The organism is uncultured Gimesia sp., from assembly GCF_963972345.1.
In the GTDB taxonomy this organism is placed as follows: Bacteria; Planctomycetota; Planctomycetia; order Planctomycetales; family Planctomycetaceae; genus Gimesia.
Genome location: NZ_CAXAVM010000029.1, coordinates 12,702 through 27,918, shown reverse-complemented (window position 1 = coordinate 27,918; position 15,217 = coordinate 12,702). Strand labels below are relative to the sequence as shown.

The 15,217-nt window shown below is 54.4% G+C and carries 12 protein-coding genes; 8 read left to right on the top strand and 4 right to left on the bottom strand.

From position 1 onward, the window contains the following. Positions 1-37 precede the first annotated feature (37 nt). Complete coding sequence (locus AACZ40_RS07295) at positions 38-1,327, bottom strand: APC family permease (protein ID WP_291172300.1); 1,290 nt, start codon at positions 1,325-1,327, stop codon at positions 38-40. Between the two features lie 150 nt (positions 1,328-1,477). On the opposite strand from AACZ40_RS07295, the gene AACZ40_RS07290 reads away from it, so the two are divergent. From AACZ40_RS07290 to AACZ40_RS07260, 7 genes are all read left to right on the top strand, one after another. Then, a complete protein-coding gene (locus AACZ40_RS07290; protein WP_291172297.1) occupies positions 1,478-2,512 on the top strand; it encodes a N(4)-(beta-N-acetylglucosaminyl)-L-asparaginase in 1,035 nt (344 codons plus the stop codon). Positions 2,513-2,974: 462 nt separating this feature from the next. Further along, a complete protein-coding gene (locus AACZ40_RS07285; RefSeq protein ID WP_291172294.1) occupies positions 2,975-3,748 on the top strand; it encodes a hypothetical protein in 774 nt (257 codons plus the stop codon). Further along, entirely contained in the window at positions 3,735-3,983 is a 249-nt protein-coding gene (locus AACZ40_RS07280) for a hypothetical protein (protein WP_291172291.1), read from the top strand. The genes AACZ40_RS07285 and AACZ40_RS07280 overlap by 14 nt, the downstream gene beginning before the upstream one ends. Beyond that, positions 3,980-4,177, top strand: a complete 198-nt coding sequence (locus AACZ40_RS07275) for a hypothetical protein (protein WP_291172288.1) — start codon at positions 3,980-3,982, stop codon at positions 4,175-4,177. Before AACZ40_RS07280 ends, AACZ40_RS07275 begins: the two co-directional genes overlap by 4 nt. Positions 4,178-4,296: 119 nt before the next feature. Further along, positions 4,297-6,681, top strand: coding sequence for a hypothetical protein (locus AACZ40_RS07270; RefSeq protein ID WP_291172285.1), 2,385 nt, complete (start codon positions 4,297-4,299; stop codon positions 6,679-6,681). Between the two features lie 79 nt (positions 6,682-6,760). After that, positions 6,761-8,284, top strand: coding sequence for a DUF2271 domain-containing protein (locus AACZ40_RS07265; protein ID WP_291172281.1), 1,524 nt, complete (start codon positions 6,761-6,763; stop codon positions 8,282-8,284). A gap of 15 nt (positions 8,285-8,299) precedes the next feature. Beyond that, complete coding sequence (locus tag AACZ40_RS07260; RefSeq protein WP_291172279.1) at positions 8,300-8,971, top strand: PepSY-associated TM helix domain-containing protein; 672 nt, start codon at positions 8,300-8,302, stop codon at positions 8,969-8,971. Between the two features lie 51 nt (positions 8,972-9,022). Here AACZ40_RS07260 and AACZ40_RS07255 read toward each other — a convergent pair whose 3' ends face one another. From AACZ40_RS07255 to AACZ40_RS07245, 3 genes are all read right to left on the bottom strand, one after another. Continuing rightward, positions 9,023-10,354 carry a PQQ-binding-like beta-propeller repeat protein gene (locus tag AACZ40_RS07255; RefSeq protein ID WP_291172278.1) on the bottom strand — a complete coding sequence of 444 codons (1,332 nt, stop codon included), beginning with the start codon at positions 10,352-10,354 and terminating at the stop codon, positions 9,023-9,025. Between the two features lie 577 nt (positions 10,355-10,931). After that, complete coding sequence (locus AACZ40_RS07250) at positions 10,932-11,864, bottom strand: DUF1559 domain-containing protein (RefSeq protein ID WP_291172276.1); 933 nt, start codon at positions 11,862-11,864, stop codon at positions 10,932-10,934. Positions 11,865-11,957: 93 nt separating this feature from the next. Then, on the bottom strand, positions 11,958-13,691 hold the full coding sequence (locus tag AACZ40_RS07245) for a choice-of-anchor I family protein (protein WP_291172274.1): 1,734 nt from the start codon (positions 13,689-13,691) through the stop codon (positions 11,958-11,960). 445 nt (positions 13,692-14,136) lie between these two features. On the opposite strand from AACZ40_RS07245, the gene AACZ40_RS07240 reads away from it, so the two are divergent. Continuing rightward, complete coding sequence (locus AACZ40_RS07240; RefSeq protein WP_291172272.1) at positions 14,137-15,165, top strand: DUF1559 domain-containing protein; 1,029 nt, start codon at positions 14,137-14,139, stop codon at positions 15,163-15,165. Positions 15,166-15,217: the final 52 nt, after the last annotated feature.

Genomic DNA, 15,217 nt, shown 5'->3' with positions numbered 1-15,217 from the left:
GCACAAATCATTTGCTGACTCCGGCAGTAATTGAAATTCAGTCGTACCAGCCTGTAAAACGCAAGCATTCCATCAGTAACAACAGGGCACTCAGGATGACTCCCAGAACGGGTATGTAGAGGGGATATTGTACTCCCGCCGTCTGAGATGGGTTTGCGTTGCGTTTCAGCTTGATTAACGCGGCATTCACCATGATAAACACGCACAGCATTACAAAGCTGGTGCCGCGTGCCAGGGATTCGATCGGGAATCCTAACGCCAGAACCAGCACTGTCACCGTGGTGACTCCCGTGGCCCAGAGTGGGGTCTGTGTTCGGAGATGGACGGCTCCCAGGATTTTCGGCGCGAATCCCTGTCGTCCCATTCCGTACAGGACGCGCGAGGCCATGACCACTTGAACCATCACGCCATTAAGTACCGCCACCAGACTGATGAGACTGATCAGCCAGGCGGGGATCAGGCCGTGATGCCTGACGATATCGGTAAAGGGCGCCTGACTGTTGATCAGCTTTTCCATTGGCAGCGTCAACACGGCTACCAGTGCTACCAGAAGATAGAGCGTGGTGGTAATCACCAGTGCCAGGATAATCGCCTTCGGCAGTGTTTTTTCTACGTCCCTGACTTCCTCGGCCATATTCACCATGTCTTCAAAACCAATGAAGGCATAAAAGGCCAGGAAGCTGCCAGAGACAATAGTGATCATGACTCCCGGATCAAAGGGAGGTACGAGTTCCGAAAGCTGCCGGGGAGCGGAGATCAGTTCACCGGCACCGCCGACAATGACGAATACGACGCCGGCCAGTTCAACGAACGTGATGGCAACGACAACTCCCACGGCTGCATCCACTCCCAGAGCCGCCAGCACTCCCACTGACAGCACAAGTATGGTGATCGACCACACACTTTGAATTTCGATAAACTCGTTAAGGTAACCTGCGAAGCCTCTGGAGATCGTCGCGGCTGAAACAATTCCCGTTGTCAAAACCGCGATTCCCATCAGGATCGAAAGGGATTTCCGGTGGAAGGCCGCGTTGACATAAGCGACTTCCCCGGCACTGACCGGCAGTCGGCTCGACAGTTCCGCATAGGAAAGGGCGCTGAAGCTCACAATGATTGCGGAAACCAGAAATGCCAGCGGCGCGTACATCCCTGCCGACCCGGCAATCTTGCTGATCAGCACATAGATGCCGGCCCCCAACATCGTCCCCACGCCATACAGGACAAGCTTCCACAGACTGAGGGAACGTTTCAGGGTGACCATGTTGTGAGGTGAATCGGCGTTTTCTTCCATGTCAGATTTTCCGTCCGTTTTCGCGGAACTCAGCATTGATACTCATTTTTAAACGACGAAACGCATGAAGTACACGATTTTTTTCTATTTATCGGGCTGTAGACAGATTCGATCCGGCACACGAATTCTCATAATCTGTTCAGGAAGTGTTTGATCTCTGAATCCGCGGGTCCGTATAATCGAGCAATGACAAATCGCAGAACCTTCATCAAATCGGCAGCGGGGCTGGGTGCTTCGCTTTCACTGTTCGCTCACTTCAAGGCGCGTGCGCAGGAGAGACCCGCAGCCCGTCGCCCCCTGATCCTCTGCAGCCGCGGAGAGGCGTGGGCCGAGAAGGTGCTCCGGCCCGGCTGGGATGTGCTGGAAGCGGGAGGCGATATTCTCGATGCGGTCGAGAAATCAGCCCAGGTGACCGAACTGGATCCCGAAGATCAGTCCGTCGGGTATGGCGGACTGCCGAACGAAAACGGGGTGGTGCAACTCGATGCGTCCTTCATGGATGGCCGAACGCACAACTGTGGGTCGGTCGGGGCACTGGAGAATATCAAGACGCCGTCATCGGTGGCGCGACTCGTGATGGAGCGTACCGATCACATTCACCTCGTTGGCGAAGGCGCCCGCCAGTTTGCCCGGGCGCACGGCTTTAAGGAAGAGAATCTGCTCACTGAAAAATCGCGAAAGATGTGGCTCCGCTGGAAGGAGAACCTGAGCGACAAAGACGACTGGCTGCCACCGAAAGACGGGGATTACGATCTGGAGAAACGGCCGACCGGCACCATCAATATTCTGGCACTGGACAGCAAGGGCGACCTGGCGGGCTGCACGACGACCTCGGGCCTGTTCGGGAAACTGCCGGGCCGGATTGGTGATTCCCCCATCATCGGCGCGGGGCTGTACGTTGATAACGAAGTCGGAGCGGCGGGCGCAACGGGGCGGGGTGAAGAAATCCTGCGGACCTGTGGCAGCTTTTTTGTTGTCGAACAGATGCGGGCGGGAAAAAGTCCCCGTGAAGCGTGCGAGGCGCTCTGCCAGCGAATTGTGAAGATCAACGGCGGCGCGGACAAGATCGACTTCAACGACAAGATTGTGGCCATCAATAAAAACGGCGAAGCCGGCTGTGCGGCCATTCGTGGCTCGAAAAACAAGCCCCCCCAGGCCGCCATCATTACCGCAGCGGGGATAGAAATCATCGAAGGAACCTACCTGATCGAAGTCAGTTAATTCATTGACGGAAATTTTCCATCGATCGGCTGCAGTGTGCAGTTTCAGTCAGTCTCTCAGTAAATGCCCTGTTTCCCGGTTCCTCGCTCGATTAGTGATTTAAAGGTCATCTTGTCACAGTTATGTCTCGATGGTGACCCGTTTTCAAAAAGTGCAAAAAATTGATTTTTGCCTTCAATTAGAATTGCATTTTGCGCTGATAATGCAGATGCTGAGACTCAATCTCAATGAATTCTCTACGCCAGCCAGCCACTTTGCCAGCAAGCACCTCATTCAATCCTTACAGTAAAGAGGTATTTTGATGGCATATTGCTTTCTTCACCCGATGTCTTCTGCTGGAAAAAACGGTCGGGCATGCGTTTCCCGAATTTCATTCCCGGTACATTTCAAAGCAGCTTTCCTGCAGCGTTTTGAATCGACATGCCTCCTGCATTCCCAAATTTAATCAGGGGGATCTGAATCATGTATGCTACCGATGAAAATTTGGACAAACTGACGCGTTGTTACGAAACAGAACGCTGGGATGAAGGGCTCTGCCTGTCTCAATCGCTGCTGAAACAGTTTCCGCACGATGGTCGCGTGTGGGAATTGAGCGGACTGCTGTTTCGCGAACTGACCAGCTTCAAACTGGCGCAGAGCGCACTGGAGACAGCCACGACTTTAATTCCTCTGTCAGACCGCGCGCAGCTGGCACTGGCCGACTGTTATCTGCACTTCGATCAGAGACAGCTGGCGGAAGAGATGTTTCAATTTCTGCATGAGAAAGAGAACACGTCTCCCCAATTGCGTGCTGCAGTCAGATCTCGTCTGCAGAAACTCTCTGACAGAGCGCATCAGAGAGAATATCAGGATCAGGCAGAAGTACCCCGCCCGCAGCTGACTGCCGAGCATCATTATAACCTGGCGCATTCGATGGGCTTTCTGGGTTATCCCCCGGAATGCGTCGAACAGGAAATCCTGCGTGCGATTGAACTGGCGCCGGACTGCCTGGAATACCGCATCGGCCTGGCAGGCTTTCTCAGCCAGATACATCGGGCCGAAGAAGGTTATCAGTATGTCGCCAGTCTGTCGTTAAGAGAAATTTCACGCCTGGAGTGTGAATGTTGTCTCGAGCGGCTGGTTAAAGTCTTTCATGCCGGCGGCGATCACCGGCGTCTGCTCGCCTGCATGGACAGAGTGGAAGAAGTAAAACGTGCTCAGAGAAAAAGGAAGTGTGTTAATAATGATGAAGAGTGAAAGTCCCATCAAGTCGGCGCCTGTCAGCAAGCCTTATTATGTGAAACTGCAGCAGGGAGTGGTCGGCTATGAATCGTGTCAGGGAAAAACCGGGCTCATCCGCTCAGTCCGCGCCGATGGATTCCTGGAAGTGGATTTCTCCTGTTCCGGCGAAGAGAGTCTTGTCTGTCTGGATGCGTATCTTGTGGAAGAATGTCCGCCGCCCCATTTAGAAACAGACGGGAGGATTTTATGAATCTGTGGCAACTGTTCGTGGTTCATGTCGTTCTGTTTTTCGCGGTGGGTTTGCTGTTGGCACTGTTGCTGGCACTGAACCAGATCCTGTATCGAATCCGTGCCTTGTGGCGCCGCGCGGAAGCCATACCGAAACTACATCAGAGTCTGTCGGGAAAAATGCCTCAACCCTTCAGGAGCCATGCCAGCCACTGAAATTCGAATCTGTTCTCTGCAGTAGTGAAATCAAAACAGAAGAATCAACCACGGATTCTTTTCCAAGTTCAAATTCAACTATCGAAGGCTTTGAAGTTATGACTGACTCAGGAAATGCAGTGAGTACTTATCGAATCAGCGTGGGAATCCTGGCGCTGGTCCTGTTCCTGGCAGCGTCCCCTCTGGCGCAGGCGGGCAAGCCACTGCAGAAGAAATCAAAGCAGGAAACCAATTCCGCGCCGCAGGCCGACACAGACAGCAAACGGGCGGTCCTGCATCAACCATTGCCCGAGCCCTTAACCAGTTTTGGAGCGGCCGTGCTGGGAGATTATCTGTACGTCTTCAGCGGCCACGATGGCGATGCCCACGGCGAAGGCAGCGACCTGCTGGCGGATCACTTTCGGCGAATCAAAGTGGATGACCCACAGGCACACTGGGAAGAACTGGCGAAACATCATCCCGCCCAAAGTACGGCGCTGGTGACCGACGGAAAATATCTTTACCGGATTGGCGGTCTTTCATTTTTGAACTCCAGTGGCGAAGAGACCAACTTTAATTCCACACAGTTTTTCTCTCGATATGACGTAGATACAGACGCGTGGACGGAACTGGCACCGTTGCCCGAGCCGCGTTCCTCACTCGATGCCGCCGTACTGGGGCGATCGATTTATGTGGCAGGAGGCTGGAATCTGCAGGGAGAATCCTCGCGGGATGCACCCTGGCATGCAGACATCCTCCGATTTGACCTGGATCAGCCTGAAGCGGGCTGGCAGACGATCAAGGGACCCGGTTACAACACACGCGCTCTCTCACTGGCGGCTTTCGATGGCAAGATCTATCTGCTGGGGGGAATCCAGGAACGGGGCATTTCCCGGAAAGTCTCCGTCTACGATCCGCAGACCGACAACTGGTCTGCAGGTCCCGAATTAAAGGCGGACAGCTCCACTGCCGGATTCGCCACCAGTTCCTTTGCCACCGGCGGACATCTCTATTACACCGGCGGTTCGGGCATTGTCTATCGCCTGAATGCTGATAAATCGGACTGGGAAGTGGCAGACCGTCTGTTGTTTCCCCGCATGTTTTTACGTCTGTTGCCGCTGTCGGAACAACGCCTGATCGCATTGGGAGGAACTTCGATGAATGCGGGACGGATCGGTATTGTCGAATCGCTGCGTGTGGATGCGGGCAAAGACAAATATCCCAAACAGGTTTCCTGGTCGGTCAAGTTTGACGGACAGGCAAAGCAGAGCCAGCTGCTGGTTCTGAATGGTCTCAAGCTGTACGCGTTCGGCGGGAACAACAGTCGCTCACCACATAATTTTACGAAAGAAACGCTGGTCGATGAAGCGTTTGTATTCGACATCGCCCGGCAGACCTTCGAAAAACTGCCGGCGCTGCCCCAGGCATTGCAGAGTGGCAGTGCCGTCTCCCTGTCGCAGACCAGTGAGCACGAATCGATTTTTGTAATCGGCGGCATGGGCTTTGAAGAAAACGAGTTTGCTGCACTCAAATCGATTTATCGCTATGAACCGGAATCCAGATCCTGGAGCAAGAGCCCGGTGCAGTTACCCCGACCGCGTGCCATGTTCCAAGCGGCAACCTGTGAAAATGCCATCTGGAGTTTTGGGGGCAGTATTGTCGGCAAAGATCGCGAACTGTTGAAAACCATCGTGCACTGGTGGGGCGATGATTCCCGACCGGCTCCCCTGCCTGACGTCAGTCTGCCCACGCCCCGTCGTTCGTTCGGAGGAGCGGTATTGAATGATCAATACTACCTGGTGGGAGGTTTGACAAAGTCTTCGGGAATCGCAGAGACCGTGGATGTGTTCCACTTCAAAGAACGGACCTGGAAAACCGCAGCGGCTCCCCACACGCCGCGCGTCTTTCCCAGCCTGGTCGCGGCGGGAGACAAACTGTATCTGTCTGGCGGCTTTACGAATGTCGACGGTCATTTTTCTCCTGCCAAATCGCTGGAAATGTATGATCCCCAGTCGGATGAATGGACTGTGGTCGCCGCTGAGCTGGCAGGCGTCGATCCTTCCATGACGATGTTCGCCATGAATGGTCGCCTGCTGTTTTATGGCATTGATAAAACAGAGGATGGTCTGGCACGCTTTGTTCTGCTCGATCCTGCTCCGGAAAGCAAGCCGGAACAGGTGGCTTCGATGAGCTTTGGTGGCAGACGTCGAGATCCCGCGCAACAGGCCAGGCAGGAAGCGATAAGCCTGATGCGAAAAGATACCGACAAAGACGGCAAACTCAGCAGCGCAGAACTGGGAGAACGCCTGGCTGACTTTATCAAAAAGGCAGATCAGAACGCTGATGGCTTCGTCACACCGGAAGAGGCGGCAGCCATCATCGAGAAAGAGAATCAGTCCGAGGCTTCTGAAAATCGTCAGGAAAGACCGGGGCGACCATCCCGGGACGATAGTAATAAACCCGATGAGAAAAAAACCGCTGAGAAGAAAACAAAGCAGGAGGCCGCGGACAAAAAAACGCCCTGATCGACGATACGCCGATCAATGACGCTCGAATTCAACATGGGTCAATCACACTGGTTAATACTTTGAAAGATTTTGATAAATGAACTTTTCAAGACTATTATTGCTGACGGTAATCGTGCCTGCCAGCCTGCTTTTTGCGGGCCGGACGAGTGCGGAGGAGTACCTTTTTCAACACGAACATGTTCTGGGGACCTCGCTGGAACTCCGCGTGCATACGAGCTCTGCTGAACGGGCAGAACAGGCCGAAAATACGGCGCTGAAAGAAATTGATCGGCTGGCGAAAATCCTCAGTCGACACAATCCGGCCAGTGAGTTGATGCAGTGGCAGAGCAGTACCAGGCAGCAATCCATTTCTCAAGACTTGCTGACCGTCCTGACCAGGGCAGAAAAATGGCGACGGCTGACCGGCGGTGCCTTTGATATTCGAGCCGGTGCGTTTGTAGAACTCTGGAAGCAGTCAGCGCAGGCGCAGCAGTTGCCGGCGGAAGAACAGCGGCGTCAGATTGCCGTGACTCTGACAAACTCGCCCTGGAACATCGATGCCTCAGGGTCGATTCAACGAAACGATACGCTGGCCATCAGTCTGGATGCGTTGGGCAAAGGCTATATTCTGGATGCAGTCTGCAGGAAGATTCAGGCAGACTGTCCCCATGTTACCGGACTGGTGATTAATATTGGTGGCGATCTCCGCAAACTGGGGTCGGCGTCCCGGGAGTTTGCGATCGCCAACCCCGCCGACACTTCCGAAAACGCGGCCCCCTTGATGTCCTTTTCGCATGTCGGCGAACTCGCTTTGGCAACCAGTGGCGGTTACCAGCGTTACTTCGAAATTGCCGGACGCCACTATTCACATATCATCGATCCGCGCACGGGCTTTCCCGCCGAGCAGATTCAAAGTGCCTCTGTGATTGCAGCGACAGCCATGGATGCTGACGCCGCAGCCACGGCCGTTTCGGTACTCGGAACCACGGCAGGCCTGGCGCTGATCGAATCCCTCGACGGTTTTGAATGTCTGCTGCTGACGAACAACGGAACCGTTCAGGCTTCTTCCGGCTGGCCCGCGGGCAATGCGGACTGGCAGGCGAGCCTGATCGCGGCTGAGGTGAAGAGTAATGTAAGCGAAAAGTCGACCGCCGGATTGAATGTGGACTTCACATTGAATCGGCCTGAAGGAGGTCGCTATCGACGACCCTATGTGGCTGTCTGGCTGGAAGACGAAGATGGCTTTCCCGTCAAAACCGCGCTGCTCTGGATGCAGACCAAACAGCCCGGCCCCCGCTGGCATCGTGACCTGACGCGCTGGTATCGGAATGACCGTTTTCGCAAACTGGCCGAAGACAAAGAACTGATCGGAACCATCTCGGCTGCAACGCGTGGCCCCGGTCAATATCAGGCACGCTTCGATGGCACCGACAACCAGGGCAAACCGCTGCCTCACGGCAAGTACACATTATACATCGAGGCCGCACGCGAACATGGAACCTATCAGATCATCCGCAAACCAGTCGAACTGCGGGCCGATCCGATCAGCAAACAGGGGCTGGAGGAGAATGCCGAAATCGGCAATGCATCATTCGAATACATTCCCTGGGCGACAAAGTAAGAGTCGATCACTCCAATGAACAATCCCTCCGCGCCACACCGGCGTAAGCGATCATGGTATGCAACCAGCGCCGCTCTGTTTCGCTGGTTGCATATCTATATCTCCATGCTCGGATTTACGATGTTGATCTTCTTTGCGGTGACCGGCATCACACTCAATCACCCGACCTGGTTCGGTGCGAGCGAACAGTCGGTCCGTGATGCTTCAGGGAAGTTGCCGAGCGAACTCGCGATCGTGGCCCGTCCACCGAGTGCGGAAGCAGAAGCATCCGAGTCAGCCGGCTCCCCGTTCGAAGTCGACAAACTGGGAATCGCCGAGTGGTTGCGTAGCGAACACCGTCTGAAAGGCCGTGTCCGCGAATTCGAAGTCAATGAATATGACATCATGGTGGTTTTCAAAAGCCCCGGCTATTCGGCTGATATTTTCATCGATCCGACGGCGAACCAATACACGTTGACCGAGACCACAACCGGCGTCATTTCGGTATTAAACGATCTGCACAAAGGCCGTGACTCGGGGCTGCAGTGGAGCTGGGTCATCGACGTCTCTGCAGTCGTGACCATTCTGATGTCGGTTTCCGGTTTCGGCCTGCTGTTTTATCTGAAGAAACGCCGTCTTAAAGGCCTGCTGACAGCCCTCGTCGGCACCATTCTACTGGTCGCCGCCTGGGCACTCTGGGTGCCCTGATTCAAAAAAAGGGGTCAGGAGTCTATGATATTGGACCTGACCCCTTTAAATTCACTGATGAATACAATACAGCTGGCTGCCGGTTCTCAGAAGCAGGTAGCCGTTTACAATGCCCGCGCCGTACATCGTGGGGCGAGAGAACATGGCGGCGGAACGTCGGCGTTCTTCTGATTCTTCGGCGGCAGTGGGAATGTTGTTGACCGGTGGTGCGTCTTCGGTCCAGAGTTCGTTTTCCGAAACGACTTTGAATTCGTTGCCCGCCTGCAGGACAGTGGTGACTCCGTTTTTGCCGAAGAAGTAAATGTGATCTCCCAGCCCGACCGGCGTGGCCCAGCAGGATTCCTTGATGCGGCTGGTATAAACTTCCTTGCCGCTGGTCGCGTCGAGGCAGTAAACTACGCCGACCCGATTCACCCAGTACGCGTTTCCACGATAGACAATCGGAGTCGCCCAGGAAGGGACCGGGCTCGGGTTGGTCCAGGCGAACTGAGGCTGCCAGGCCTGATCAAGCTGCTTGACCTCAAACAGGCCGTTCGATTTTTTTGCCAGTTCGTTATTGTCACCTTCGCGTCCGGGGGAAGCACCGATCAGGAATTGCCCGTTGCCAGCCGGCAGGGGGCTGGTCTTGTTGTTGCCGCCCACTTCTTCGCAGGTCCAGAGCTGTTTGCCGGTCCGGGGATCATAGCCGTCGATAGAACCAGCGGAGCTGCAGACGACCTGGAACGTCTCGCCCACCGGAACGAGCATGGGGGAACTCCAGCTCACCCGGCTCTTGCGATCGGTTTTCCATAGTTCGCTGCCGTCTGCCTTGCTGACCGCGGTCAGGTAGGAAGGGCCTTCATCGTCGATCAGAATCATCACGCGATCCTGCCATTGAACGGGAGAGGCAGACAGACCGAATTTATTCTGCGGGGCACCGTAACGTTTGGTCAGGGAAACTGCCCACTTGAGTTTCCCAGCATGCGACAATGCAACAATGTCGCCACTTTCAAAGTAGGCGTAGATGCCATTCTCATCCAGAACCGGCGTGGGAGCCGCCCGGCTGATATACACACTGTTTTTTTCCGGATAAGTCGAAGGCTGAATATGATCCCAGAGTTGCTTCCCAGACTGCAGCGAATAGCAGACGACGTGCAGTTTTTCCTTCTCTGGTCCTTCCACCGAAGTAACATATACCTGATCTCCCCAGATGACCGGGCTGGACTGACCATAGCCGGGGATATCCGTTTTCCATGCCAGGTTTTTCTCAGGCGACCAGCTGGTGGGAATGGAATCGGCCTTGATGGCTGAGGCGTCCGCACCCAGAAAGCCGGGCCAGCGATCCTGGGCAGATAATTCAGACGTCATTAACAGGAACAGCAAAACGACAATACGCAGACTCATTCGTTCGATCCTCATTTGATTCAATTCAGGGGAAGCGCTCTCGATCAGAATTCAGTCGTTTGACCGGAGAGTTGCAGCGGAGTGCGCGGATGGTTTCCTCCGGAACTGATTCACGGAGCCTGCCCGGCTTGAAGGCGGTGATCCTCACGACTGCATCTTAGCACGCGGTGACAGAATAGTACATTGAACCGCGGCTGCTTACATGAGTTCCGGATGTGGATATAAAGAATGTCCTCACTTCGGTGCGGGCAGGGCGTAAGCCGCACATTCGGCGAAGAAGAAGGTGGCCATATTCAGTTTGGAATAATCGTAATGCTTGATGGCGGCTTCAATATTGTCGCGATGGGAACCGTTATCAGCAGGGGCGCCAAGGGCTGCCGCTGTGTGCGGGTAAGTTGTTCTGCATCGGCCTGCGTTGCGTTCAATTTCAAACCGGTGCGATAGAGAGTGCGCAGCTTTTCGTCCGTACCCAAAGCCCGGCTATTTCCGGATCAGAACTGACTCGTAAACTGAGAGTCTGATCCAAAAACAGCCGGGGGTCATCTGGGTGTCACGTGTTCTGACTGTTCGTTACAGATCAGAATTCGCCGAGGACCTCACCGTCGGACATATTGCCCAGGAACTTGTAGGTCTCGCGGTTGACATTTTCGGATATGAACCGCACAGCACCATCGCAAAACAGAAACTGTGCGCCACCGACGTGGCGGCTGCTGGCGCTGGCCTGGTTGGCACCGTTGGGGATGAAGGCGTCCGAGTCGTTGGTGCGAAGTAACGTCGCGTACTTTTCGCCATCGTAGGGACGTCCAGCCCAGACCGAACCTTTGCTGAGAGATCCGCCCGGATCATCATCTTTAATGGAAATCCCGTCCCACATCCGTTCGCCCGACGCCATCGTGTTACTGGTGCCGTCAGTGATGTCACGCATCCGTGTGCTGCTGTTGTAATTGAAGATGCCGCGCTCGTCCGCATCATCGCTACGGACGTACCACTCGTCATCGTCAACGCCCTGGCTGCCACTAATGCCGGGATAGTTCGATTTGCCGAACCCGACACCATCTTCATTATTTGTGAATCCGATGTAGGTATTGATCCCGCCGCTGGCATCGGAGGGGCAGATCAGCGAGGGGATCACCGTCTGAAGCAGACTGCCAGACGCGGTGGCGGGAAAGTTCGCCCCGTTGGGACGCAATTGATTATACAGTGGCGCCTGGTCCATGAAGGGGAGGAGGAAGGTGTTCCAGCCCCAGTTACCCAGGTCGGGATCGGGGTCGCCCGAGCCATCGTCAAACATCAGGGCGCCCGGCGGCAAGACTCTGTGAGTGTCGTGGTAGTTGTGCAGTGCGATGCCGAGCTGCTTGAGATTATTCTTGCAGGTGGAGCGGCGCGCCGCTTCGCGCGCCTGCTGAACGGCCGGCAACAGCAGCGCAATCAGAATGGCAATGATCGCAATGACGACCAGCAATTCGATGAGCGTGAAGCCTCGTTTGTGTTTTCCTCTTTTCTGCTGCATTAGTAAAATACCTTTCCTCTGTAAAACAGTGTGCTGAATGCAAAATGTTGAGCTGCGATTGAAAATCAAATTCAGTGGTCTCTTTATTTTCTATTACTCAGACGGTTGATCAGGTTTGGCCTTAGCAGCGTTGGTGACAACTTCGAACAGGGCTGTTGTACCGCTGATTTCATACGAGACGGCGAGCAGCGGCTTGTCCGTCGGGCTCACGTCGGCGGGAATGAACGTCAGCCCTTCCGGTCCCAGGTCGCCTGCCTGGGGTTTCTTCGTCGATTTGTCGAAGTCGCGTGTAATGACGTAGTCGCAGAAGACCGGTTTTTTGGGATCGGCGAGATCGTAGACCATGATGCCGCTGTGTCGTTCCATACCGATAAAGGCCACCGGGCGGCTCTCAATCATTCCCACGACCAGCCCTTCCGGCTCCGGTCCCTTGTTATCACTGCGGTCAGCGAAGTCGTTCGACTCGTGATCGGCGTTGAACGATTTGGGATGACGATCTGCTATGATCCGCTCGAATTCGTTGCCGCTGTCATACAGCAGCTGGCCCTCCGTATTACGAATGGAAAATGATCGTCCGCCGAAACAATAGAGTTCTTCGTAGATTCCATCGCCGTTGTCATCGCCGTTGGCGGATGTGACCATAAGTTTGCCAAGCGCGGAGGGCGCTTGCAGTTCTTCGGCGTTGGGAAAATTTTTCGGGTTGAGTTTCAGATCACCGACGCGGGCTTTTTCACTAAAGCCGTCGAAATCACGGTGGTCCCCCTCGTTGGCCGTAATGACGTATGCGGTGCCGTCGACCTCAAAGGAGTAGATGGCATCGGGCTGGTACATCCCTTTAACCGGCCAGGTGCGAAGCTGAATACTCTTGCTTTTATTACTGGCATGGAAGGCGTTTTCAGGAAGCGAATGATCTTTGAAGCCCAGTGGCACGAGATCAACGAGTTTCTGCGTTTCCAGATTGATGATGGCAAACGCATTCGCTTCCTGCAGCGACACCCATGCGGTTTTGGAATCGGGGGAAACGGCGATGTATTCCGGCTCGAAATCCTGGGCGGGTGTCGCATTCTTCCCGAACACGCGCACGCCGGTCGGCAACTTTGACTTGTCGTTGTACGCCTTGAAGTCCAGGTGAACGACGGAAGCATCAGTCACCGCTGCCACGCCGCCGCTCAGGTCGATGAGCGAGACGCTTCCTTCCGGATTGTTCGTATAGTCTTTTGTCGCCTCTCCCTCGTTGGCCGTCAGCAACCAGTGGCCATCCGGCGAAATGGTGAGCATGTCCGGCTCGGAGCCCACGTGAACGGTCTTCAGCACTTTACCACCAGGTGAGAGAAAAACGACCAGGCCCGGCTCCTGTTTTGGATCGGCGGCAACAGCAGCTGCGATCACGCCCCCTTTCGCAGTGATTGAATTCGGTTTGGAGCCATACTCTGTCAGATCAACCGACTTGAACAACTGTGGTTCAGCCGGGTTGGTGATGTCGAGAATATCGATGGCGGCCCGTTCGCCGTCAACGACAAACAGCCGCTTGGAGCCAGTATCGAAGGCACAGATTTCTGCCGTTGATTTTTTCCGCTCACCGTGACGATATCGTCCGAGATATTTCAGACTGACGGCATTGGACGCTACGGGGGGAGCCGGAATATTTTCGACAGCACCGTCACCGTTCGCTCCGCCCTTCGCCACATCGACCGTGGCCAGAGGATCGTCTGCAGCGCTGGAACAGCCGGAGACAATCAGGCCAAAGCTGCTGAAAATCACAGCAGCAAAAACGGGTAGATGGTACAGGCGCGACCTCCTTGCGGTCTGCGATGAGAGGGGAGTCATGTTGTACTTCCAAAATATGAACCGGGTGAAATTCTGATGTTGATTGAATCAATCACCGCCGCCGTGCGCGAGACGGGTAAATGAATTAATCAATTTTTAACATGCAATTATGAAGTATTTGAGAAGAACACATGAAGAATGCAGGGTAGTTCAATCCAGCGTGCAAGTGTTCATGTCTGAGGTCTGGTAGAAGAGGAAAATCCTCTCTGCGCCCACCCTCACCGCCGTTTGTTCTGTGTCCATTCACACGATATGCCCCGTCCATTTTTGCTGTCGCGGATGGCCCCCCGTCTATTTCACAAAGTTTGCGGTTTGCTAATTCTATCTTAATGTCGTACGCGTAAACTCACTCCTCAACAATGAGCTCTGCGACTGCAGCGGCCACCTGCCTCAAGTACCTGCTACTCACACCTGCAACCCACAAATAACAGAAAGCTCTAGCGAAATGATCTCTCCACGCGACAAGCCGACAAGGTCCTCCGGGTTTACTTTAATTGAACTACTGGTAGTCATCGCCATCATTGCCATTCTGATTGCGTTGCTGCTGCCGGCCGTTCAGCAGGCGCGCGAAGCGGCACGACGGTCTGCCTGCAAAAATAATCTGAAGCAACTCGGCCTGGCGTTAAATAACTATCACAGTACCCATGGGATTTTTCCGCCGGGTAACATTAATCCGGGGACAGGCAGTTTTTCTGCCTGGATTCCGGCTGATCAAATCCGCAACCATACCGGGCATTTGATGCTGCTCCCCTACGTGGAACAGACGGCATTATACAACAGCATCAATTTCAGTCGGGCGACCGGTACCGCCGATACAGCAGCCATTGGAGGCGGTGGCGTGCAAACCGACGCCTCCGGCAAAGTGATCACCGATCAACATGTGCCGAATTTTCGCTGCCCCAGTGACTTCGGTTCTAACGGCGGATCCGGTTATGGGTCATTTACATTCACACGGACGAACACCAGCACTTCCAGGCATTACAACTGTCAGAATAATCAGCGGACCAGTTATGGCTTTATCAGTCATACCCAGACAGAAAGCCAGAATACGTATGGCGAAACCGCGGGCGTAACAAAATGTTCGTTCGGAAACAACGGGGCAGCACGCATTCGAGACATCACTGATGGAACCAGCAATACGATTCTGATGATGGAATCGCGGATGAAAAAATGGAACAGTTTTCAATGTTCGAACGCGGCCGCCGCGAGTTGGATCAGTCCTGAATTTGGACCTTACTGGAGCCAGTTCACGCGATACACGTTTCTGTTACCCAGATCATTTCGTATCAATCAGTCGGCGTGCACAACTCACAATGAGGGGCCAGGACGAAGTACACCTGGCAGCTATCACACCGGAGGCTGTCAGGCTGTGATGGGTGATGGCTCTGTGCGATTTCTGAGCGAAAACATTCACCTTCCTACTCAGCAGAATCTGGCATCAATCGGCGATGGCCAGGTTCTGGGTGATTTCTAGAGTGCATTACATTTTACTTCAGCGTCTCTCAATCGGTTTAGTCGTTCTGGAG

What these genes read in the sequence shown, in the direction of transcription:
- AACZ40_RS07295 (WP_291172300.1), bottom strand. Translation starts at nt 1,327, where the DNA reads ATGCTGAGTTCCGCGAAAACGGACGGAAAATCTGACATGGAAGAAAAC.
- AACZ40_RS07290 (WP_291172297.1), top strand. Translation starts at nt 1,478, where the DNA reads ATGACAAATCGCAGAACCTTCATCAAATCGGCAGCGGGGCTGGGTGCT.
- AACZ40_RS07285 (WP_291172294.1), top strand. Translation starts at nt 2,975, where the DNA reads ATGTATGCTACCGATGAAAATTTGGACAAACTGACGCGTTGTTACGAA.
- AACZ40_RS07280 (WP_291172291.1), top strand. Translation starts at nt 3,735, where the DNA reads ATGATGAAGAGTGAAAGTCCCATCAAGTCGGCGCCTGTCAGCAAGCCT.
- AACZ40_RS07275 (WP_291172288.1), top strand. Translation starts at nt 3,980, where the DNA reads ATGAATCTGTGGCAACTGTTCGTGGTTCATGTCGTTCTGTTTTTCGCG.
- AACZ40_RS07265 (WP_291172281.1), top strand. Translation starts at nt 6,761, where the DNA reads ATGAACTTTTCAAGACTATTATTGCTGACGGTAATCGTGCCTGCCAGC.
- AACZ40_RS07260 (WP_291172279.1), top strand. Translation starts at nt 8,300, where the DNA reads ATGAACAATCCCTCCGCGCCACACCGGCGTAAGCGATCATGGTATGCA.
- AACZ40_RS07255 (WP_291172278.1), bottom strand. Translation starts at nt 10,354, where the DNA reads ATGAGTCTGCGTATTGTCGTTTTGCTGTTCCTGTTAATGACGTCTGAA.
- AACZ40_RS07250 (WP_291172276.1), bottom strand. Translation starts at nt 11,864, where the DNA reads ATGCAGCAGAAAAGAGGAAAACACAAACGAGGCTTCACGCTCATCGAA.
- AACZ40_RS07245 (WP_291172274.1), bottom strand. Translation starts at nt 13,691, where the DNA reads ATGACTCCCCTCTCATCGCAGACCGCAAGGAGGTCGCGCCTGTACCAT.
- AACZ40_RS07240 (WP_291172272.1), top strand. Translation starts at nt 14,137, where the DNA reads ATGATCTCTCCACGCGACAAGCCGACAAGGTCCTCCGGGTTTACTTTA.